The sequence below is a fragment of the Escherichia sp. MOD1-EC6098 genome, from assembly GCF_002965865.1.
Classification (GTDB): Bacteria; Pseudomonadota; Gammaproteobacteria; order Enterobacterales; family Enterobacteriaceae; genus Escherichia; species Escherichia marmotae.
Map to the genome: position 1 here is coordinate 130834 of NZ_PTSN01000014.1, position 19123 is coordinate 149956.

The 19123-nt window shown below is 48.3% G+C and carries 24 protein-coding genes and 2 pseudogenes; 12 read left to right on the top strand and 14 right to left on the bottom strand.

Going from position 1 to position 19123, the window contains the following annotated elements; all coding sequences use genetic code 11:
* The first annotated feature begins 4 nt into the window (after positions 1 to 4).
* Complete coding sequence (gene pntB, locus C0K55_RS15685; protein ID WP_000014047.1) at positions 5 to 1393, top strand: Re/Si-specific NAD(P)(+) transhydrogenase subunit beta; 1389 nt, start codon at positions 5 to 7, stop codon at positions 1391 to 1393.
* Positions 1394 to 1417: 24 nt separating this feature from the next.
* Here the strand turns inward: pntB and tqsA are convergent, their stop codons facing one another.
* Entirely contained in the window at positions 1418 to 2452 is a 1035-nt protein-coding gene (gene tqsA, locus C0K55_RS15690; protein WP_105266071.1) for an AI-2 transporter TqsA, read from the bottom strand.
* Positions 2453 to 2577: 125 nt separating this feature from the next.
* Between tqsA and C0K55_RS27160 the strand changes: the two genes are divergently transcribed.
* The 3 genes from C0K55_RS27160 (at position 2578) to mdtI (ending at position 3535) form a co-directional block, all read left to right on the top strand.
* Positions 2578 to 2748: a protein YdgV gene (locus C0K55_RS27160; protein ID WP_085947940.1), complete on the top strand. Its 171-nt coding sequence runs from the start codon at positions 2578 to 2580 to the stop codon at positions 2746 to 2748.
* 105 nt (positions 2749 to 2853) lie between these two features.
* Positions 2854 to 3219: a multidrug/spermidine efflux SMR transporter subunit MdtJ gene (gene mdtJ / locus C0K55_RS15700; protein ID WP_000276139.1), complete on the top strand. Its 366-nt coding sequence runs from the start codon at positions 2854 to 2856 to the stop codon at positions 3217 to 3219.
* Positions 3206 to 3535: a multidrug/spermidine efflux SMR transporter subunit MdtI gene (mdtI, locus tag C0K55_RS15705; protein WP_000046672.1), complete on the top strand. Its 330-nt coding sequence runs from the start codon at positions 3206 to 3208 to the stop codon at positions 3533 to 3535. Before mdtJ ends, mdtI begins: the two co-directional genes overlap by 14 nt.
* Before the next feature lie 38 nt (positions 3536 to 3573).
* Here mdtI and C0K55_RS15710 read toward each other — a convergent pair whose 3' ends face one another.
* From C0K55_RS15710 to asr, 3 genes are all read right to left on the bottom strand, one after another.
* The gene (locus C0K55_RS15710; RefSeq protein WP_001260827.1) at positions 3574 to 4395 is read right to left on the bottom strand and encodes a trypsin-like serine peptidase; all 822 of its coding nucleotides are present in this window, start codon (positions 4393 to 4395) and stop codon (positions 3574 to 3576) included.
* A 99-nt stretch (positions 4396 to 4494) separates the two neighbouring features.
* A complete protein-coding gene (locus C0K55_RS15715) occupies positions 4495 to 4578 on the bottom strand; it encodes a hypothetical protein (protein ID WP_000233090.1) in 84 nt (27 codons plus the stop codon).
* Positions 4579 to 4670: 92 nt separating this feature from the next.
* The gene (gene asr / locus C0K55_RS15720) at positions 4671 to 4976 is read right to left on the bottom strand and encodes an acid resistance repetitive basic protein Asr (protein WP_000756318.1); all 306 of its coding nucleotides are present in this window, start codon (positions 4974 to 4976) and stop codon (positions 4671 to 4673) included.
* Positions 4977 to 5245: 269 nt separating this feature from the next.
* Here asr and C0K55_RS27165 point away from each other — a divergent pair, with 269 nt between their 5' ends.
* A complete protein-coding gene (locus C0K55_RS27165) occupies positions 5246 to 5350 on the top strand; it encodes a KPN_01571 family protein (protein ID WP_212632918.1) in 105 nt (34 codons plus the stop codon).
* Positions 5351 to 5397: 47 nt separating this feature from the next.
* On the opposite strand, the gene C0K55_RS15725 is transcribed toward C0K55_RS27165, so the two are convergent.
* Entirely contained in the window at positions 5398 to 6651 is a 1254-nt protein-coding gene (locus C0K55_RS15725) for an MFS transporter (RefSeq protein WP_000091861.1), read from the bottom strand.
* A gap of 106 nt (positions 6652 to 6757) precedes the next feature.
* Between C0K55_RS15725 and C0K55_RS15730 the strand changes: the two are divergent.
* The 3 genes and pseudogenes from C0K55_RS15730 to bioD all read left to right on the top strand — a co-directional run bounded on the left by C0K55_RS15730 (position 6758) and on the right by bioD (position 9826).
* Positions 6758 to 7647 (top strand): annotated as a pseudogene (locus C0K55_RS15730) (LysR family transcriptional regulator).
* Between the two features lie 137 nt (positions 7648 to 7784).
* A complete protein-coding gene (mlc, locus tag C0K55_RS15735; protein ID WP_000225254.1) occupies positions 7785 to 9005 on the top strand; it encodes a sugar metabolism global transcriptional regulator Mlc in 1221 nt (406 codons plus the stop codon).
* A 125-nt stretch (positions 9006 to 9130) separates the two neighbouring features.
* Entirely contained in the window at positions 9131 to 9826 is a 696-nt protein-coding gene (gene bioD, locus C0K55_RS15740; protein WP_000919218.1) for a dethiobiotin synthase, read from the top strand.
* Here bioD and clcB read toward each other — a convergent pair.
* The 4 genes and pseudogenes from clcB to C0K55_RS15760 form a co-directional block, all read right to left on the bottom strand.
* Complete coding sequence (clcB, locus tag C0K55_RS15745) at positions 9779 to 11071, bottom strand: voltage-gated ClC-type chloride channel ClcB (protein WP_071985624.1); 1293 nt, start codon at positions 11069 to 11071, stop codon at positions 9779 to 9781. The genes bioD and clcB overlap by 48 nt on opposite strands.
* 157 nt (positions 11072 to 11228) lie before the next feature.
* Complete coding sequence (dmsD, locus tag C0K55_RS15750; protein WP_000148720.1) at positions 11229 to 11843, bottom strand: Tat proofreading chaperone DmsD; 615 nt, start codon at positions 11841 to 11843, stop codon at positions 11229 to 11231.
* A gap of 42 nt (positions 11844 to 11885) precedes the next feature.
* Positions 11886 to 11969: pseudogene (locus C0K55_RS26635) on the bottom strand (hypothetical protein); the annotation flags it as partial.
* A gap of 147 nt (positions 11970 to 12116) precedes the next feature.
* Positions 12117 to 12425 carry a DUF1161 domain-containing protein gene (locus C0K55_RS15760; RefSeq protein ID WP_000799836.1) on the bottom strand — a complete coding sequence of 103 codons (309 nt, stop codon included), beginning with the start codon at positions 12423 to 12425 and terminating at the stop codon, positions 12117 to 12119.
* A 106-nt stretch (positions 12426 to 12531) separates the two neighbouring features.
* Here C0K55_RS15760 and C0K55_RS15765 point away from each other — a divergent pair, with 106 nt between their 5' ends.
* Complete coding sequence (locus C0K55_RS15765; RefSeq protein ID WP_085947941.1) at positions 12532 to 13242, top strand: YnfC family lipoprotein; 711 nt, start codon at positions 12532 to 12534, stop codon at positions 13240 to 13242.
* A 2-nt stretch (positions 13243 to 13244) separates the two neighbouring features.
* On the opposite strand, the gene speG is transcribed toward C0K55_RS15765, so the two are convergent.
* Both speG and C0K55_RS15775 read right to left on the bottom strand, forming a co-directional pair.
* Positions 13245 to 13805, bottom strand: a complete 561-nt coding sequence (gene speG, locus C0K55_RS15770; protein ID WP_000199502.1) for a spermidine N1-acetyltransferase — start codon at positions 13803 to 13805, stop codon at positions 13245 to 13247.
* A gap of 34 nt (positions 13806 to 13839) precedes the next feature.
* Positions 13840 to 14181, bottom strand: a complete 342-nt coding sequence (locus C0K55_RS15775) for a DUF1283 family protein (protein ID WP_001027860.1) — start codon at positions 14179 to 14181, stop codon at positions 13840 to 13842.
* Between the two features lie 134 nt (positions 14182 to 14315).
* Between C0K55_RS15775 and C0K55_RS15780 the strand changes: the two genes are divergently transcribed.
* The 3 genes from C0K55_RS15780 to C0K55_RS15790 all read left to right on the top strand — a co-directional run bounded on the left by C0K55_RS15780 (position 14316) and on the right by C0K55_RS15790 (position 17103).
* On the top strand, positions 14316 to 14642 hold the full coding sequence (locus C0K55_RS15780; protein WP_001516354.1) for a YnfA family protein: 327 nt from the start codon (positions 14316 to 14318) through the stop codon (positions 14640 to 14642).
* Positions 14643 to 14857: 215 nt separating this feature from the next.
* Positions 14858 to 16072, top strand: a complete 1215-nt coding sequence (gene rspA, locus C0K55_RS15785) for a starvation-sensing protein RspA (RefSeq protein ID WP_105266070.1) — start codon at positions 14858 to 14860, stop codon at positions 16070 to 16072.
* A gap of 11 nt (positions 16073 to 16083) precedes the next feature.
* Positions 16084 to 17103: a Zn-dependent oxidoreductase gene (locus C0K55_RS15790; protein ID WP_105266069.1), complete on the top strand. Its 1020-nt coding sequence runs from the start codon at positions 16084 to 16086 to the stop codon at positions 17101 to 17103.
* 187 nt (positions 17104 to 17290) lie between these two features.
* Here the strand turns inward: C0K55_RS15790 and C0K55_RS15800 are convergent, their stop codons facing one another.
* From C0K55_RS15800 to C0K55_RS15810, 3 genes are all read right to left on the bottom strand, one after another.
* Entirely contained in the window at positions 17291 to 18571 is a 1281-nt protein-coding gene (locus C0K55_RS15800) for a tyrosine-type recombinase/integrase (protein WP_000876979.1), read from the bottom strand.
* Positions 18572 to 18605: 34 nt separating this feature from the next.
* Positions 18606 to 18857: an excisionase family protein gene (locus C0K55_RS15805; RefSeq protein WP_000005552.1), complete on the bottom strand. Its 252-nt coding sequence runs from the start codon at positions 18855 to 18857 to the stop codon at positions 18606 to 18608.
* 72 nt (positions 18858 to 18929) lie between these two features.
* Positions 18930 to 19123, bottom strand: a 194-nt coding sequence (locus C0K55_RS15810; RefSeq protein WP_088144370.1) for a 3'-5' exonuclease, incomplete at its 5' end; no start/stop codon positions are given.

A 19123-nucleotide genomic window follows, 5' to 3' on the forward strand; every position in this document is an offset into this window, starting at 1 on the left:
ACATATGTCTGGAGGATTAGTTACAGCTGCATACATTGTTGCCGCGATCCTGTTTATCTTCAGCCTGGCCGGGCTTTCGAAACATGAAACCTCTCGCCAGGGTAACAACTTCGGTATCGCCGGGATGGCGATTGCGTTAATCGCTACTATTTTGGGGCCGGATACTGGCAATGTTGGTTGGATCTTGCTGGCGATGGTCATCGGTGGCGCAATTGGTATCCGCCTGGCGAAGAAGGTCGAAATGACTGAAATGCCGGAACTGGTGGCGATCCTGCATAGTTTTGTGGGGCTGGCGGCGGTGCTGGTTGGTTTTAATAGCTATCTGCATCACGATGCGGATATGGCTCCGATTCTGGCCAACATTCACCTGACGGAAGTATTCCTCGGTATCTTCATTGGTGCGGTGACCTTCACCGGCTCGGTCGTGGCATTCGGTAAGTTGTGCGGAAAAATTTCGTCTAAACCGCTGATGCTGCCAAACCGTCACAAAATGAATCTGGCTGCTCTGGTCGTTTCCTTCCTGCTGCTGATTGTGTTTGTCCGCACCGAAAGCGTTGGCCTGCAAGTTCTGGCATTGCTGATAATGACCGCCATTGCACTGGTCTTCGGCTGGCATTTAGTGGCTTCCATCGGTGGCGCAGATATGCCAGTGGTGGTGTCGATGCTGAACTCTTACTCTGGTTGGGCGGCAGCGGCCGCGGGCTTTATGCTCAGCAACGACTTGCTGATTGTGACCGGTGCGCTGGTCGGTTCTTCGGGGGCAATCCTTTCTTACATCATGTGTAAGGCGATGAACCGTTCCTTTATCAGCGTCATTGCGGGTGGTTTCGGCACCGATGGTTCCTCTACCGGCGACGATCAGGAAGTGGGTGAACATCGCGAAATTACGGCGGAAGAGACGGCGGAACTGCTGAAAAATTCGCATTCAGTGATCATCACCCCAGGTTACGGCATGGCAGTCGCGCAGGCGCAATATCCGGTGGCAGAAATCACCGAGAAACTGCGTGCCCGCGGTATCAACGTGCGTTTCGGTATTCACCCGGTTGCGGGGCGTTTGCCTGGGCATATGAACGTATTGCTGGCAGAAGCGAAAGTGCCGTATGACATCGTGCTGGAAATGGACGAGATCAACGATGACTTTGCTGATACCGATACCGTGCTGGTAATTGGTGCGAACGATACGGTTAACCCGGCGGCGCAGGACGATCCGAAAAGCCCAATTGCCGGTATGCCGGTACTGGAAGTGTGGAAAGCGCAGAACGTGATTGTCTTTAAACGTTCGATGAACACCGGCTATGCTGGTGTGCAAAACCCGCTGTTTTTCAAGGAAAACACCCACATGCTGTTTGGTGACGCCAAAGCCAGCGTGGATGCGATTCTGAAAGCACTGTAACCTCAACGGCCTCTGCGGAGGCCGTTACTCTTTCTTGAGATCGCTTAACAGCACGGCGATACTTTGACCTCCCACTGTTTGTTCAAGCGCAATTTTGACAATAATCGTCAACGGCACCGAAAGCAGCATCCCCACCGGTCCTAACAACCATCCCCAAAAAATTAACGACAAAAAGACCACCAGTGTGGAAAGCCCCAATCCGCGTCCCATAATGCGTGGTTCCAGAATATTACCGAAGACCAGATTAATCAGCAGATATCCCGCCAGCACCAACAACGCTTCGTAGAAACCATTAAACACCAGTACCTGGGCGATAGGGGGAATAGCCGCAAGGACCGAACCAATATTAGGAATGTAATTAAGCGCAAAGGCCAGCAATCCCCAGACAAAAGCAAAGCGAACGTCCAGTGCTGCGAGCATCGCCCAGGCGACCAGTCCGGTGATGATGCTGATGGCCGTTTTCAGCACCAGGTAATGCGACACACTGTCAATCGCGCGCTGAATCGCCGCCATTCCTTCGACCGGACGTGCCATCATTTGCTGGAGTTTGCCGGGCAGTTGCGGAACTTCGAGCAGCATAAACAGCACCGTCAACAGCAATAAAAATATTGATGACATGGCGTTAGATAACTGCGTCAGTAAGTTGGTCAGCAACGTCATCGCCGCGTTCGGGTCAATGTAATGCGCCAGTTGGTCAACTGAGACATCAATACCCACGCGCTGTAATAAAGGCTCCAGAGCTTGCAGAGGCTTTATGATTGAGCTGCGATACTGTGGCAAAGTGCGGGTCAGTTCATTGAGTGTTGAACCGAGATAGGCCAGCATAAGCACCATCGCCATTACGATGATGGTCATTAAAATCGACACCGCCAGTACGCGCGGTACTCGCCAGCGAACCATGCGTTGTACCAGCGGGTTAAGAATGACTGCGATAAATAGGGCGAGGATAAAGGGGACGATGATATCGGCGGCAAACCGGATACCGCAGAGAATAATGACCAGCATTCCCAACATAATGACGATTTTTAGGCCATTGAGCGTGATGATCGGCTTTGCCATGTTTATCCCCGTTTTTTTCTTCGCTAATAATATTTTTTCTGCGGCATTATAACGAAAATCAAACTACTCAGGTAAAGATATGAAAATGTTTTGAGTTAATTCTTAAGCTATGATACAAATCAGGCGTGTACAACTACCGAGGACAATTATCATCCGCGATGACGAGAAGCAACACTGCGGATAATTGTAATATTATGGACAATTTGTTCAGGACGTTATTTTCTACATTTACCCATCTTCGTACCTCATCCAGCATCTTGCTCGCAGGCGAGCAACACTGGCGCAACGCGCTTTAGTCCTTTCTTCTGTCAAAGCTGGCGCTCTGCGCTGGACTGAATACTTTTCTTTGGTTTCGCTGAATTCAGCGAACATTAAAATAATTCTCTTGCAGGGGAAGGACGATGTATATTTATTGGGCTTTATTAGGTCTGGCTATTGCCACAGAAATTACCGGAACGCTATCAATGAAATGGGCGAGCGTCAGTAACGGTAACGGTGGATTTATTTTAATGCTGGTGATGATTTCACTGTCATATATATTTCTTTCTTTCGCCGTGAAAAAAATAGCGCTTGGTGTGGCTTATGCTCTGTGGGAAGGCATCGGTATTTTATTTATTACGCTATTTAGCGTTCTGTTATTCGATGAAAGCTTATCGCTGCTAAAAATTGCCGGGTTAACAACCCTGGTTGTCGGGATTGTGTTGATTAAATCTGGTACACGCAAAGTACGTAAACCCTCGCTGGAGGTGAACCGTGGCGCAGTTTGAATGGGTTCATGCCGCCTGGTTGGCACTGGCAACTGTGCTGGAAATCATGGCTAACGTCTTTTTGAAATTTTCTGACGGCTTTCGCCGCAAAGTTTATGGCTTGCTCTCGCTGGCGGCGGTGCTTGCTGCCTTTAGCGCGCTTTCGCAGGCCGTTAAAGGGATCGACTTGTCTGTAGCCTATGCATTGTGGGGTGGGTTTGGTATTACCGCCACTTTAGCTGCGGGGTGGATCTTGTTTGGTCAACGTTTAAATCGCAAAGGCTGGGTTGGCCTGATCTTGCTATTGGCCGGAATGATCATGGTGAAACTCGCCTGATGACCACGCTGCCCGACAATGCGGGCAGCGTTTGAACATTATTGCCGGGTCAGTTCTTCTAACTTGTCGCGAAAACCGGTGACAGAAATGGCCCGGTTATCGGCGCGCCAGCGATCTTTCGCTGCAGGAGCTGAACTTTGCACACCAATTAACTGCCAGCCGTCATCAGTATGCAGCATCAGTGGCGAACCGCTGTCACCCGGCAGGGTATCGCACTGATGCGACATCACCGAGGTTTGCGCCCAGCCAGTCACTTCGCAATTTTGATGGCTGTATAAGGTATCAAGATGATCTTCGGGATACCCCGCCTGAGTCACTTTACGACCAGCCGCTTTTAATGCGGCGGTAAGCGCGGCTTTATCTCCCTCAAATAATGGCAACGGCGTAATGCCAGAAGGGGGATTGCGCAGCACAATCAAACCGAAATCCCACGGCGCGGCTGCGGGCGGGACAATCCAGCCATCACCATCAGCCTTTAACCGTTTCCCTAGCGTCGGATCAACACGACCTTCAATATCGTGGATCTCATAGCGCCATAGCCCTTTATTCGAAACAAAACGCAGCGCAATTGCTTTGTCTGGTTTACCTTTTGGTGGCGTTAATAAACAGTGGCCCGCAGTTAATGCGAGATTAGGCGCAATCAGCGTCGCCGTACATAAATTGCCGCTGGCCGTTTCCAGTTGCCCAACCGCATCCCACGGCGATTGGGTCGTGTTATTTACCGGTACACGATCATCATGACCAAAAAATAGGGTGCTGACCTCATCATGAGCCGATTTAGGATCGTCCGGTTTATCCGCAAACACAAATGCAGATGTCAGACTAATTGCACCCAGTACTACAGCAATGGTTGTACGCATATCACACTCTGGCGAGTAATTATGATTATTAAAAGCAAACCCTCGTAAATACTATAGACGGGACGGGATGAAAGTGGGAGTAAAATCAGATAACTACGCTCAGGAAAGATAAAAACGGGCGGCAATCAGCGCACATAAAATAAGGATGATAAGAATGAACTCAAAGCGATAACGGCCCACCATAGTACCCTCCGCTAAAGGCGGTGCTAAACGTTACCCGCTTAGCACCGTAATTTTCAGGCGCGAGGGGGCGCGCCACTATTGCTGTCGAAAACTTATGCGGCTGGCTGTGCTGCAGGTTTTGTCGGTTGTTGCTGGCTGTGTTTTTTGCTGTGCTTTTTGGCGGCCTGTGCTTTTTGCTCAGGTGCTTTCTGTTCAGTTTTTGCTTTTTTATGATGTTTTTTAGCCGCTTGCGCTTTCTGGGCGGGCGCTGCTTTATGCTGTTTTTTATGATGAATGGTTTTTGCAGGTGCTGCTTTGGTAGCAGCAGTCGGAGCAGGCGTGGTCGCAGTCTCTGCGGCAAAGGCAGCAGAAGAGAGACCCATAGCAGCGGCAACAACCAGAGCTAATACTTTTTTCATTGTCATACCCTCAATTTGGTTTTTTATGCAACCCCACTGCGGGGCCGATGTAATGACTATATCTCTGGAAATAGCAGGCTTCCGTGAGTGGTTGGTTTCGGCATGTAACGATATGTACAAAGCGAGTAGCGATGACGTGAGAAATAATAACGCATTGTGACTTAAGGAGATTTTCCCACCAATATCGGTAGTATTGATTGACTTAACTTTTTCATTACCTATAAATTGGTAGAATCACCGTGTATTAACAATAAATGACACACAGCAAAATGAATCCGTTTATTTGGGTGCTTATTATCCTGATGGCGTTAGATGCACTGCGAGAAATGGCCGGCACTTCGTCTATTTTGGGATGGTTATTAACGTTGAGTTGAGCAGACAATAAGCCCGGACAGGTTTTAACTCAGTCCGGGCTTATTTTTCAGGCGTGCAGGCGATGATGTAAACGTGTTCCGACCAGAATAGCGACCACCAACATCACGGCAATAAATGCACCGACGCCGTTCCAGCCATAGTTATGCCAGAAGACGCCACCTAATGTCCCTGCAATACTTGAACCCAGATAGTAACAAAATAGATACAGCGAGGAAGCCTGGCCTCTGGCGCGTTTAGCACGTGGGCCAATCCAGCTACTGGCGACAGAGTGAGCGGCAAAGAATCCTGTAGAGAAAAGCATCATACCGGCAAAAATCAACCACAGTGGGTTGAACAATGTCAGGAGAAGGCCAAAAAGCATGACACCTGTCGAAAATAACATCACCGGACCACGACCGAAGCGGGTAGTCATGGTGCCTGCTTTTGGCGAACTCCAGGTGCCAGTCAAATAGACTAGCGATAATAAGCCAACCACGGCCTGACTGACATGCCAGGGGGGAAGCATCAACCGATAACCAATGTAATTAAACAGAGTGACGAACGACCCCATCAGCAAAAAACCTTCGACGAATAATAAGGGTAATCCCTGATCACGGCAGTGCAGACGGAAGTTAATAAACAGCGTTTTTGGGCGCAACGAGGATGGGCGGAAATGGCGTGACTCCGGGAGGATTTTCCAGAACATTAACGCTGAGGTCAGAGCGAAACAGCCAATAACCGCCAGAGCAATTCGCCAGTTAAAGAAGTCAGTAAATACCCCGCTGATTAAGCGCCCACTCATACCGCCAATTGAGTTGCCGCTGATGTACAGCCCCATTGAAAATGCCACAAAACTGGGGTGGATCTCTTCGCTAAGGTAGGTCATGCCAACGGCAGCTACGCCGCTTAACGACAGACCAATCAAGGCGCGCATAATCAAAATACCGTGCCAGCTAGTCATCATCGTCGAAAGTAACGTGCAGATGGAGGCCAACAGTAGTGCCGTCACCATCACCGGCTTGCGACCTATGGCATCGGAAAGTGGGCCAGTAAATAGTAAACCAATGGCAAGCATGATCGTTGAAATTGACAGTGAAATACTACTGTTAGCAGGCGTTAAGCCAAATTCTTGCGAAAGCACCGGAAGAATAGGCTGCACACAATAAAGAAGCGCAAAGGTTGCCAGCCCGGCCGAGAATAGAGCCAGAGTGACACGCATAAATTGCGGCGTACCGCGTTTAATGAATTCGTTTGTCCGGGAAAGGTTTTTCTTGTCAGTGTCACTTGCCGGAGTGCCATCAACAGTTGTAGTACGACTCACTTGAAATCCTTGCTAAATATGCCCGTGATGTGGGATTAGGAATAGATTAGGAAAATCGAATTGTTATGTCTAATATATTAATAGTCTCAAATAAGATGTTTAAAATATGAATATTGAATTGCGCCACCTTCGTTACTTCATTGCTGTTGCGGAAGAGCTGCATTTTGGTCGCGCTGCTGCCCGACTGAATATTTCACAACCGCCGCTAAGCCAGCAGATTCAGATACTGGAGCAACAAATTGGCGCGCGACTGCTGGCACGAACCAATCGCAGCGTAATGCTGACGGCAGCAGGGAAGCAGTTCCTTGCTGATAGTCGGCAAATCCTGTCTATGGTGGATGCGCTGCCGCTCGCGCTGAACGCCTGCATCAGGGAGAGGCGGGAGAGTTACGCATTGGCTTTACCTCATCAGCGCCATTTATTCGCGCAGTATCTGATACCTTATCGCTGTTTCGTCGCGAATTTCCTGATGTTCATTTGCAGACACGCGAGATGAACACCCGCGAGCAAATAGCACCCCTTATCGAAGGGACGCTGGATATGGGGTTGCTACGAAATACTGTGTTGCCGGAGACGCTGGACCACGCGGTCATTGTGCATGAACCACTTATGGCGATGATCCCGCATGATCATCCTTTGGCCAATAAATCGAATGTAACGCTGGCAGAACTGGCAAAAGAACCCTTTGTTTTTTTTGATCCGCACGTAGGGACGGGGCTGTATGATGACATTCTCGGCCTGATGCGACGTTACAATCTCACCCCAGTCATCACCCAGGAAGTCGGCGAGGCGATGACTATCATCGGCCTGGTTTCCGCGGGTCTTGGCGTTTCGATTTTGCCCGCATCTTTCAAACGCGTACAACTCAATGAAATGCGTTGGGTATCTATTGCGGAAGAGGATGCGGTTTCTGAGATGTGGCTGGTTTGGCCAAAACATCATGAACAAAGCCCGGCAGCACGTAACTTTCGTATTCAGCTACTGAATGCTCTCTGATGAGGAAAAATTCAGCAAAAAATCCCGAAAAATGTGCTGTCAATCACATGGCTAAGTAAAAATTTGACGTTACGCATTGAAGTGCTTCACCATAGCCTACAGATTATTTCGGAGCGCGAAAATATAGGGAGTATGAGGTGGTTGCTGAAAACCAGCCGGGGCACATTGATCAAATAAAGCAGACCAACGCAGGTGCTGTATATCGCCTGATTGATCAGCTTGGTCCCATTTCGCGTATCGACCTTTCTCGCATGGCGCAGCTCGCGCCAGCCAGTATTACCAAAATTGTCCGCGAAATGCTTGAAGCGCACCTGGTGCAAGAGCTGGAAATTAAAGAGGCTGGAAACCGTGGCCGTCCGGCGGTGGGGTTGGTAGTAGAAACGGAAGCCTGGCACTATCTTTCTTTGCGTATTAGTCGTGGCGAGATTTTTCTTGCACTGCGTGATTTAAGCAGCAAGTTGGTGGTGGAAGACTCGCTGGAGTTGGCGCTGCAGGATGAATTACCGCTGTTGGATCGCATCATTACTCATATTGATCAGTTTTTTATTCGCCATCAGAAAAAACTCGAGCGCCTGACTTCTATTGCCATTACCATGCCGGGAATTATTGATACGGAAAATGGTATTGTACATCGTATGCCGTTCTACGAGGACGTAAAAGAGATGCCGCTCGGTGAAGCGCTTGAGCAGCATACCGGTGTACCGGTTTATATTCAGCATGATATCAGCGCATGGACGATGGCCGAGGCCTTGTTCGGCGCATCCCGCGGAGCGCGCGATGTGATTCAGGTGGTTATCGATCACAATGTGGGAGCGGGTGTGATTACCGATGGTCATCTGTTACACGCAGGAAGCAGTAGCCTTGTGGAGATAGGCCACACTCAGGTCGACCCCTATGGAAAACGCTGTTATTGCGGTAACCACGGCTGCCTGGAAACCATCGCCAGTGTTGACAGCATTCTTGAACTGGCGCAATTACGTTTGAATCAATCCATGAGTTCGATGTTACACGGACAGCCGTTAACCGTGGACTCATTGTGCCAGGCGGCACTGCGGGGCGATCTGCTGGCAAAAGATATTATTACCGGTGTGGGGGCGCATGTTGGGCGCATTCTTGCCATCATGGTGAATTTATTTAACCCACAAAAAATACTGATTGGTTCGCCGTTAAGCAAAGCGGCAGAAATCCTGTTCCCTGTCATTTCTGACAGCATCCGTCAGCAGGCGCTTCCTGCCTACAGCCAGCACATTAGCGTCGAAAGCACTCAGTTTTCTAATCAGGGGACGATGGCGGGAGCCGCATTGGTAAAAGACGCTATGTATAACGGTTCTTTGTTGATTCGTCTGTTGCAGGGTTAACATTTTTTAACTGTTCTACCAAAATTTGCGCTATCTCAAATTGGGGCAGGAAAGCATAACTTAGACTTCCAAAGTTGAATTATTTTCCTGGCTTATATTTGTGAAGCATAACGGTGGAGTTAGTGATGCTGAAGCGTTTCTTTATAACAGGTACAGACACTTCTGTAGGGAAAACGGTGGTTTCCCGCGCATTGCTACAAGCGTTAGCCTCCCAGGGAAAAACGGTTGCGGGGTATAAACCCGTAGCGAAGGGGAGCAAAGAGACACCCGATGGGCTACGTAATAAAGATGCCTTGGTGTTGCAGAGTGTTTCATCTATTGAACTGCCTTATGAAGCAGTCAATCCCATTGCGTTAAGCGAAGAAGAAAGTAGTGTGGCGCACAGTTGCCCGATCAATTACACCCTCATTTCAAATGGTCTGGCTAACCTGACGAATAAAGTCGACCATGTGGTGGTCGAAGGCACTGGCGGCTGGCGTAGTCTGATGAATGACCTGCGTCCGCTCTCTGAATGGGTGGTTCAGGAGCAGCTACCGGTGTTGATGGTGGTGGGCATTCAGGAAGGCTGTATTAACCATGCGCTTCTGACCGCACAGGCGATTGCGAACGATGGTCTTCCGCTCATTGGCTGGGTGGCTAACCGTATCAACCCAGGGTTAGCACATTACGCTGAAATCATAGATGTATTGGGTAAAAAACTCCCGGCACCGCTCATTGGCGAACTGCCTTATTTGCCGCGCGCAGAACAGCGTGAACTGGGGCAATACATCCGCTTACCCATGCTGCGCAGTGTGTTGGCGGTAGATAGAGTCACGGTGTAACGTCCGCGACGTTACTGACGCAATCACACAAGCAATTAATAAACCGGGGAGTAGCTGATACTCCCCGGTCATTTCGCATATCATCAATGTCGACATAATTGGCGCATGCGTGGTTGCAGCCAGTAGTGTTGCCATCCCGGTTAGCCCAAGTAACAGCGTAATTTCTTCTCCGCCAGGAAGCCATAACCCCAGGCTACGACCATACAGCATACCAATAGCCAGTCCGATAAATAGTGTTGGCGTAAACACACCGCCTGGCGCGCCGGAACCACTGCTGGCCAGCACGGCAAAAAGTTTGCAAAGAAAGATCCCTGCAATGACCGTAAGCAGTGGCGGGGCAGTTAAAAAGGATTGTACCGTACTATAGCCGTTGCCCCACACAGCCGGTGTGAGCAGGGAAAGCAGTCCCACGATCAAACCTCCCAATGCCAGTTGCCAGGGGGGCGCAAGTTTGAGATTAACAAAGCCCCGATGACTGGCGTTCATTAGCTTTAAAAACAGTGGACCGCACAGTCCCATCAGTACACCAGTACTAATAATCAGCGCATAGTCACGGGTCTTAACTATTACTGAGAGTTGCACGCTGTAGAGCAAAGCATCGCTATTATTAAGAAGATGGCTGACAAGCAGTGCCACTACGGCGGAAATTACCACCGGACCGAGAGAGGCCAGCATCATGGTGCCAAACAGCACTTCAGCAATAAACAAACTTCCGGCAAGCGGGGCGCGATAGGCCGCAGCCATCCCCGCAGCAGCGCCACAGGCAATCCACAATTTCCACTCTTCACGCGGTGTAAGACGTTGTGCAAACCAGGAGGCGGCAAGCGCTGCCAACAGGATCATCGCACCTTCACGTCCAATGGCACTGCCGCTCGTCACCACCAGCAAAGACGCGAAAGATTTGACCAGACTGGTGGCATAATCAAACTGCCCATCGGTTTGTAATGCCTCCATATAATCGGTAGGCGCGTGAGGGCGTTGTTGCGTGAATTTCTGCCATCCCATCAGCAATAGACCTGCTGCCAGTCCGCCAAGTGCCGGAGTTAGCAGGCGACGCCACGGCGAAAGGTTCATGGCAGCATTAACCAGACTTCCGGAATCATTGTTCAGGAACAACCACTCCAGCAACAGCATCGCATGATGAAACCCTGCGACGGCAAGAGCCGCGAGAATACCGATCACCGTCGCAATAAACAGACGGCGGAACATGGTGCGTAGATCCGGGTAGATGTGTAGATGATGCATGAGCAGAAATGGCAAATTAAACACAGGCATCTATTTTGCGGGAAAAGGGGTCTGGAGCAAAAGCTGTATGTGCTTTATGAGAAATTAATCGTGACGTTGTCACTTATTTTATCCGAAAGGCGTGCAGTTACCGCCTTTCGGTCATACTAACGATTATTCAACGAAACAGAGGCTTAACCGCGACAGGAATTAACAATTGTGACTGCCATTGTGCCAGTGTTAAACGGGCCAGCTCACCGAGTGAGCGATAAAAAGGGTGTTCTGCTTTTTCGATAAACACCTCAAGAAAACGTGTCGACCACGGTAAAAGGTGCCACGCCAGCAATTCTTCGCACTCGGTCTGGCGACCGTTCTCTGCCAGCCATGCCGCCATCAATAGCAGTGAACCAAAATGATCTTCCGGTTCGTTTTGTTTCATTTCAAACTGAATGCCTTTTTCGCGCATCCATTGACGGAGCGCCAATGTAGAATCGCCAAACAGCACCGATTCGCGATCCAGCCAGACAGATCCCCACGGCGGTGACGGTAGCGCATACGGGCCGACAAACAGCCGTTGCCAGGCCTGATTACGCGACTCTTCACACTCTTCCTTAAAAGTCGTTACCAGCGGTGCTAATGACGTTTGTGACAAGGGCCACTGGGTATCCCAGCCGTCGCCGGTTAACGCAGAAACCAGCGGAGAGGCTTCTGCACTCTCTGGAGCGTAATAAAACAGCGCGCCCAGCACGCGCGCCGCGACAGAAAAATTATCTTGTTGTGAAAAATGCGTCATTCTTATCATCCTGAAACGTGCGGGGTAACCCGCACTAATTTGTTAACCTGCGACGGCCATTCCGACGGTCATATGCAGGCCATAAAAGAGCGCACGCCCGATCATCTCGCCATCAGGTATGAGGATTCATTCCCGCACAAACCCGGCAAGGGTTATGGCGTGGATTAGTGAACACAGCCTGCATCTTAGACCAGTGCATAACAATACCACACGCGCCAGACCTGGACGTAGACCTGATAAGACGCGTAAGCGTCGTATCAGGCAGCCACAGGTTTATTGCTGCGGTTCGGCAGGGCCACTATCATGGGTTGGTTGAGAGTGGGCAGAAACATTACCGCTGGTGGTGCGGGTATAGAGAATTTTATGCGTGTCGTTGGCACAATGCCCGACGACCTGTGAATCAGGCTGATCAACCTGATCATTCGGCACAATACTTAAAGTGAAGCTGCTTTCCGGGACGCCGTTATTGATAATGCGCTGTGAAATATCGCTTTTTATACGCTCACAAGAATCCGACGCGGCGAGCACTGTGGATGAGGCCAGGGCGAGCAGAAGTGCGGCACTACAGGCGACGTTTTTCATCATTGGCTCCTTACATGAATATTACTACCTAAGCATAGCATTTCACGTGTAAATTACTGTATTTGCTACTATGATTGAGAATCATCTTTACTGTCAGGTGACTGATGTGAATGCCAAATTACTGCCATGTTTGCTCGCGATAACGCTTACAGGATGTGACCGCACAGAAGTAACGCTCTCTTTTACGCCAGAGATGGCCAGTTTCTCTAATGAATTTGATTTTGATCCGCTGCGTGGTCCGGTTAAGGATTTCACTCAGACATTAATAAATGAGCAAGGGGAAGTAACGAAGCGCGTTTCAGGTACTTTATCGGAGGAAGGCTGTTTTGATTCTCTCGAATTGCTGGATCTGGAGAATAATACTGTAGTTGCCCTGGTGTTAGACGCAAATTATTACCGTGATGCACAGACGCTGGAGAAGCGAGTACGTTTACAGGGGAAATGTCAGTTAGCGGAATTACCTTCCGCAGGGGTGAGTTGGGAAACCGATGATAATGGCTTCGTGGTTAAAGCCAGCAGTAAACAGATGAAGATGGAGTATCGGTATGATGGCCAGGGGTATCCGCTGGGTAAAACGACAATAAGCAACGACAAAACGTTATCTGTCACCGCGACACCGTCAAAGGATCCGATCAAAAAACTCGATTATACGGCCATTACTTTGCTGAATAATCAACAGGTTGGTAATATCAGGCAGACCTGTGAATATGACAGCCACGCCAATCCGGTGGACTGCCAATTAATCATTGTGGATGAGGGGGAAAAACCCGCTGTCGAACGGGTTTACACCATCAAAAATACCATTGATTATTATTAATGCTATTGCGCGGTCGGTTTCAGTAGAGTCTGCCCCTGCGTTTTATGTTCCGCCAGATACTGATGCTGGAATATGCACATGCGAATGGCATTGCGATATTGACCGTTAATAAAGAATTCATGCATCAGTTCACCTTCGACCGTAAAACCGAGCTTACGGTAAATATGAATCGCTTTTTCATTCTCTTTATCGACGATCAGATAAAGTTTATAGAGATTAAGAACAGTGAAGCCATAATCCATCGCTAATGTCGCGGCGCGGGTTGCCAGACCTTTACCCTGGTATTCCGGGGAGATGATTATCTGAAATTCAGCGCGGCGATGGACGTGGTTAATTTCCACCAGCTCTACCAGACCGGCTTTTTCGCCATCACATTCCACGACGAAACGGCGTTCACTCTGATCGTGAATATGTTTATCGTACAGATCAGAGAGTTCAACGAAGGCTTCGTAGGGTTCCTCAAACCAGTAACGCATTACGCTGGCGTTATTGTCGAGTTGATGCACATAGCGTAAATCTTCACGCTCCAGCGGACGTAGCTTAACACTGTGGGCGCTTGTCATAACGTGTCCTTACATTCCTTATATCAATAACAGGTTAGGGGATGATTACGCGGCCAGTACGACGGTCCAGACAGCGTAAAGTATTCGGCTCCCAGTAGGCATTAATGTTGGCACTCTGCTCACATTTATCGCGGTTATCGAATGCGGCGTCAGCTTTATCCCATTCTTTCTCGGTGCGTTTGTTGACTTTCTGACGCAGATTACGCGTGTCATTCCATTGCTCTTTTTCCATCGCCGCCTGCTGGCGACTCTGTGCGCTGTCGCCAGATTCAATCACCAGTTTGTTAGTTTCTGCATGAGTAGTTGCGCTAAATGCCAGTGCGCAAGGCAGCAGAAAAGCGAGCAGGCTGAGTTTTTTGCAGAGAGTGATATTCATGATTCATTCCTTGTATGAATGATTAAAGGCGATTTTACACGATCCACTGTGAACACGAAACGTAACAGAAGGATGTATATGTTGATGATATTATGTCGCCCTATAAATATACATGATGTCAATAAGTGACAAAGATGATTAAAACAACGTTACTGTTTTTTGTTACCGCCCTGTGTGAAATCATGGGTTGCTTTTTACCCTGGTTATGGCTGAAACGAAATGCCAGCGTCTGGCTGTTGGTTCCGGCGGGGATTTCCCTGGCGCTGTTTGTCTGGCTGTTAACGTTACATCCCGCAGCAAGTGGGCGAGTTTATGCGGCTTATGGTGGCGTTTATGTCTGTACGGCGTTGATTTGGCTGCGTGTGGTGGATGGGGTGAAGCTCAGTCTCTACGACTGGACAGGCGCGATAATTGCGCTTTGCGGTATGTTGATTATTGTTGCTGGCTGGGGACGCGCCTGATTTTTCTGGTCTATAAGATATTTTATTATCAATGACATACGTGTTGTCAGGGCACTGAAAAACAATAAGCTTTGACTATTTTTAGAACTATTCATGGCGCAAATATGCGCTTTTTTTTGTGATCGTTCTGGCTTTTTTTGATCTTCATACTTGTATGGTAGTAGCTCAGTTGCGTAGATTTCATGCATCACGATAAGCGATGCAAGGAATAGAACATGAAGATTGTAGGGGCTGAAGTTTTTGTTACCTGTCCGGGGCGTAATTTCGTCACCTTAAAAATCACCACCGAGGACGGTATTACCGGTCTTGGTGATGCCACCCTCAACGGACGCGAGCTTTCCGTTGCGTCCTATTTGCAGGATCACCTGTGTCCGCAACTTATAGGCCGCGATGCCCACCGTATCGAAGATATCTGGCAGTTTTTCTATAAAGGCGCTTACTGGCGTCGCGGTCCGGTGACTATGTCGGTCATTTCAGCCGTTGATATGGCGCTATGGGACATTAAAGCCAAAGCTGCCAACATGCCGCTTTACCAGTTACTCGGCGGCGCCTCTCGCGAAGGGGTGATGGTCTATTGCCATACCACCGGTCACAGTATTGATGAGGCACTGGATGATTATGCCCGTCATCAGGAACTGGGATTCAAGGCCATCCGCGTGCAGTGCGGTATTCCTGGCATGAAAACGACTTACGGTATGTCCAAAGGAAAAGGGCAGGCCTATGAACCTGCAACCAAAGGGCAGTGGCCAGAAGAGCAGTTGTGGTCAACGGAAAAATATCTCGACTTCATGCCAAAACTGTTCGACGCGGTACGTAACAAGTTTGGTTTTGATGAACATTTGCTGCATGACATGCATCATCGCTTAACGCCTATTGAAGCGGCGCGCTTTGGTAAAAGCATTGAAGATTTTCGCATGTTCTGGATGGAAGATCCGACCCCCGCAGAAAACCAGGAGTGTTTCCGTCTGATTCGCCAACATACCGTCACGCCAATTGCGGTGGGTGAAGTCTTCAATAGCATTTGGGACTGCAAACAGCTCATTGAAGAGCAACTTATCGACTATATCCGTACCACGCTGACCCATGCAGGCGGCATTACCGGTATGCGTCGGATTGCGGATTTTGCTTCGCTTTATCAGGTGCGCACAGGCTCACACGGCCCTTCCGATTTGTCACCAGTCTGCATGGCTGCGGCTTTGCACTTTGACCTGTGGGTGCCGAATTTTGGCGTACAAGAATACATGGGCTACTCAGAACAAATGCTCGAAGTGTTCCCGCACAACTGGAGCTTCGATAACGGCTATATGCATCCGGGTGACAAGCCAGGTATTGGCATCGAGTTCGATGAAAAGCTGGCGGCGAAATATCCCTACGAACCTGCTTATCTGCCAGTCGCACGTCTGGAAGATGGCACGTTATGGAACTGGTAAGGAGTAAAATAATGAAAAGCATCTTAATTGAAAAACCGAATCAACTGGCGATTATCGAACGGGAAATACCTACCCCATCAGCGGGTGAAGTGCGAGTAAAAGTGAAACTCGCCGGGATTTGTGGATCGGATAGTCATATTTATCGCGGTCATAATCCATTTGCGAAATATCCGCGCGTCATTGGGCACGAGTTTTTTGGCGTGATTGATGCCGTAGGTGAAGGCGTAGTGAACACCAGAGTTGGCGAACGTGTTGCGGTAGATCCGGTAGTCAGTTGCGGACATTGTTATCCGTGTTCAATTGGTAAGCCGAACGTCTGCACAACGCTAGCAGTATTAGGTGTTCACACCGACGGCGGTTTTAGCGAATATGCGGTAGTTCCGGCAAAAAACGCGTGGAAAATTCCCGATGCAGTGGCTGATAAATTCGCGGTAATGATCGAACCCTTTACCATTGCGGCGAACGTTACCGGACACGGTCAACCGACTGAAGATGACACCGTGCTGGTTTATGGCGCAGGTCCAATTGGTCTGACTATTGTTCAGGTATTAAAGGGGGTCTATAACGTTAAAAATGTGATTGTTGCCGATCGCATTGATGAACGACTGGACAAAGCGAAAGAGAGCGGAGCAGATTGGGCGATTAATAACAGCCAGACACCGCTTGGCGAAATATTCGCTGAAAGGGGTATTAAACCAACATTAATTATTGATGCCGCTTGTCATCCATCAATTCTGAAAGAAGCGGTTATGCTGGCATCTCCTGCGGCACGAATTGTGTTAATGGGATTCTCCAGTGAGCCGTCTGAAGTTATTCAACAGGGAATTACCGGCAAGGAACTCTCTATTTTTTCTTCTCGGTTAAATGCCAATAAATTTCCGGTGGTTATCGACTGGCTAAGCAAAGGTTTAATTAACCCTGATAAATTAATTACCCATACCTTTGATTATCAACATGTCGCTGATGCTATTTCATTATTTGAAAATGATCAAAAGCATTGCTGCAAAGTTTTACTCACTTTTTCTGAATAATATCAATAACAGCGGATAAGCAGTACGCATCTTACCTCTTATTTAGAGATAATAATTATGACAATAGAAAAACATGAAAGAAGCACTAAGGATTTAGTGAAGGCAGCGGTATCAGGATGGTTAGGTACGGCACTTGAATTTATGGATTTCAAGAGTCATGCGTGTTAACTATTTGATAAATATTAAATTAATTTTTCATTGCTTCGTTATGGGGCATGGTTGGGGCAAACTCACTTAACTGTGTATTTAACAAAGCTACCTGTGCATTATTGTTTTCAGACATCCATTTTCCGTATACCTGAAATACCATTTGCGCATCTGCATGGCCCATCTGGTTTGCTATAAATGCCGGGTTAGCACCAGCTGTCAGCGACCAGCAGGCATAAGTATGTCTCGACTGATATGATTTTCGATGGCGGAGTCCGGCACGTTTTATCGCTGCGTCCCACATCTGCCTTATTGAGTCAACGGTAAAATGGTCACCATAATTTTTTACTCTCGCTGACACTTCAGGTTGAAAAACAAAGGTGCATTTTTGTTTTTCTGTTCTGCCATACTCTCTGAGGTGAACATCAATGATATGCTCTTTGCTCAGTCTCGTTAATGTCATCTGACTCCGGAGAGCGTCGATTGCTGGCTTAATAAGATGAATGACCCGATTGGTTCCCGCCTGTGTTTTTGGTACCGTGAAACGGTCTTTTGCTAAATTTCTCCTGATCATCATTGTTCCATTTTTCAGATCTATGTCCTCCCATCCAAGTGCACACAGCTCACCAGGGCGAACGCCAGTATAAACAGAAACACACCATAAATTTTTTGCTTGCTGATTTCTGCACGCATCGATAAGACGGATAAATTCCTCCCGCGAAAGAGGATCCGGAATGGTTCTTGATTCCTTTAATGGCGAGATCCCCTTAAACGGATTATCTGCCAGGTAACCGTTATCAACACCAAACTGGAACACGGCGTTAAGATTTGTCATGTAATTATTTACAGTTACAGCCGATCTCCCTGGTTGTGTAACAATATAGTTACTTTTGGGGATCTGGTATCCAGTCAGTAGCTCTTTACGAACCTCCAGTAATTTTTCTTTATTAATCGATGAGGCAAGATTTTTTTCACCGATTATGCTCAGGATATTTTTGATGACGGCACGGTATGTGTTGAGTGATGTTTTGGCGACTTCAGTTTCTTTCAGTGCCAGAAATTTTTCAGCCAGTTCTTTTATGGTTAAATCTTGTCGGGCCTCACCAAATTTTTCCAGATTGCGTGAGGAGGGAAACTGTTTTGCATAGTCGAAAACACCAGTTTTTATTGCGTAACAAACAGAGGCGCGTAGTTCACCTGCAACGCGCCTGTTTTTTGCTGTGTCAGGAACCCCCAGATTTTCCCTGACTCTTACGCCTTTATAAACAAACCAGATACGTAATTTCCCTCCATGGTTTTCCACGCCTGTCGGATATTTCATTTCAACTTCTCTCATTAGTTAGTGTGGCTTTTAGTCAAGTAAGATGACGTCTTGGTCTCGCTGATGCCTGGCGCTCAATCCAGCGATCAATTTCTTCCAGGTTGTAAAAGCATGGACTGTTATCCCATGGCATACCGTCATGAGCGACATGCTTATATTCCCTTCCTTCCATAAACGATTTTTCCCGAGCCTTTTTTAACGTACCTTTTTTTATTCCTTTCAGCGCAATTAACTGCTCTTCGGATACCCATTTGCCGGGAGAGACAATCATGATTACTTCGCTCATCGATTTCTTTATCTCTTACATCAGACGAGCGCCGGTTGCAGAATACCAGTCACAACCGGCGACAGTTGAACATTAAGAATCAGCCTGACTCGGGATCAGTTTTTGCCAGATAACTGAAACGTATTTTGCCTGGTAACGGGCGTCATCAAGTGCATTATGGCGCTCACCTTCGAATGGAATAGCCGTTCTGGCATCGAAGTCTATGGCTTTCCCCAGCTCAACGATTGTGCGTACATCGCGATCGTTGTAGTAACGCCACGGGCAGG

Coding starts and splice junctions, on each gene's coding strand:
- pntB (WP_000014047.1), top strand. CDS start 5: ATGTCTGGAGGATTAGTTACAGCTGCATACATTGTTGCCGCGATCCTG.
- tqsA (WP_105266071.1), bottom strand. CDS start 2,452: ATGGCAAAGCCGATCATCACGCTCAATGGCCTAAAAATCGTCATTATG.
- mdtJ (WP_000276139.1), top strand. CDS start 2,854: ATGTATATTTATTGGGCTTTATTAGGTCTGGCTATTGCCACAGAAATT.
- C0K55_RS15710 (WP_001260827.1), bottom strand. CDS start 4,395: ATGCGTACAACCATTGCTGTAGTACTGGGTGCAATTAGTCTGACATCT.
- C0K55_RS15715 (WP_000233090.1), bottom strand. CDS start 4,578: ATGGTGGGCCGTTATCGCTTTGAGTTCATTCTTATCATCCTTATTTTA.
- asr (WP_000756318.1), bottom strand. CDS start 4,976: ATGAAAAAAGTATTAGCTCTGGTTGTTGCCGCTGCTATGGGTCTCTCT.
- C0K55_RS27165 (WP_212632918.1), top strand. CDS start 5,246: ATGAATCCGTTTATTTGGGTGCTTATTATCCTGATGGCGTTAGATGCA.
- bioD (WP_000919218.1), top strand. CDS start 9,131: ATGCTGAAGCGTTTCTTTATAACAGGTACAGACACTTCTGTAGGGAAA.
- clcB (WP_071985624.1), bottom strand. CDS start 11,071: ATGCATCATCTACACATCTACCCGGATCTACGCACCATGTTCCGCCGT.
- dmsD (WP_000148720.1), bottom strand. CDS start 11,843: ATGACGCATTTTTCACAACAAGATAATTTTTCTGTCGCGGCGCGCGTG.
- C0K55_RS15760 (WP_000799836.1), bottom strand. CDS start 12,425: ATGAAAAACGTCGCCTGTAGTGCCGCACTTCTGCTCGCCCTGGCCTCA.
- speG (WP_000199502.1), bottom strand. CDS start 13,805: ATGACAAGCGCCCACAGTGTTAAGCTACGTCCGCTGGAGCGTGAAGAT.
- C0K55_RS15775 (WP_001027860.1), bottom strand. CDS start 14,181: ATGAATATCACTCTCTGCAAAAAACTCAGCCTGCTCGCTTTTCTGCTG.
- C0K55_RS15780 (WP_001516354.1), top strand. CDS start 14,316: ATGATTAAAACAACGTTACTGTTTTTTGTTACCGCCCTGTGTGAAATC.
- rspA (WP_105266070.1), top strand. CDS start 14,858: ATGAAGATTGTAGGGGCTGAAGTTTTTGTTACCTGTCCGGGGCGTAAT.
- C0K55_RS15790 (WP_105266069.1), top strand. CDS start 16,084: ATGAAAAGCATCTTAATTGAAAAACCGAATCAACTGGCGATTATCGAA.
- C0K55_RS15800 (WP_000876979.1), bottom strand. CDS start 18,571: ATGAAATATCCGACAGGCGTGGAAAACCATGGAGGGAAATTACGTATC.
- C0K55_RS15805 (WP_000005552.1), bottom strand. CDS start 18,857: ATGAGCGAAGTAATCATGATTGTCTCTCCCGGCAAATGGGTATCCGAA.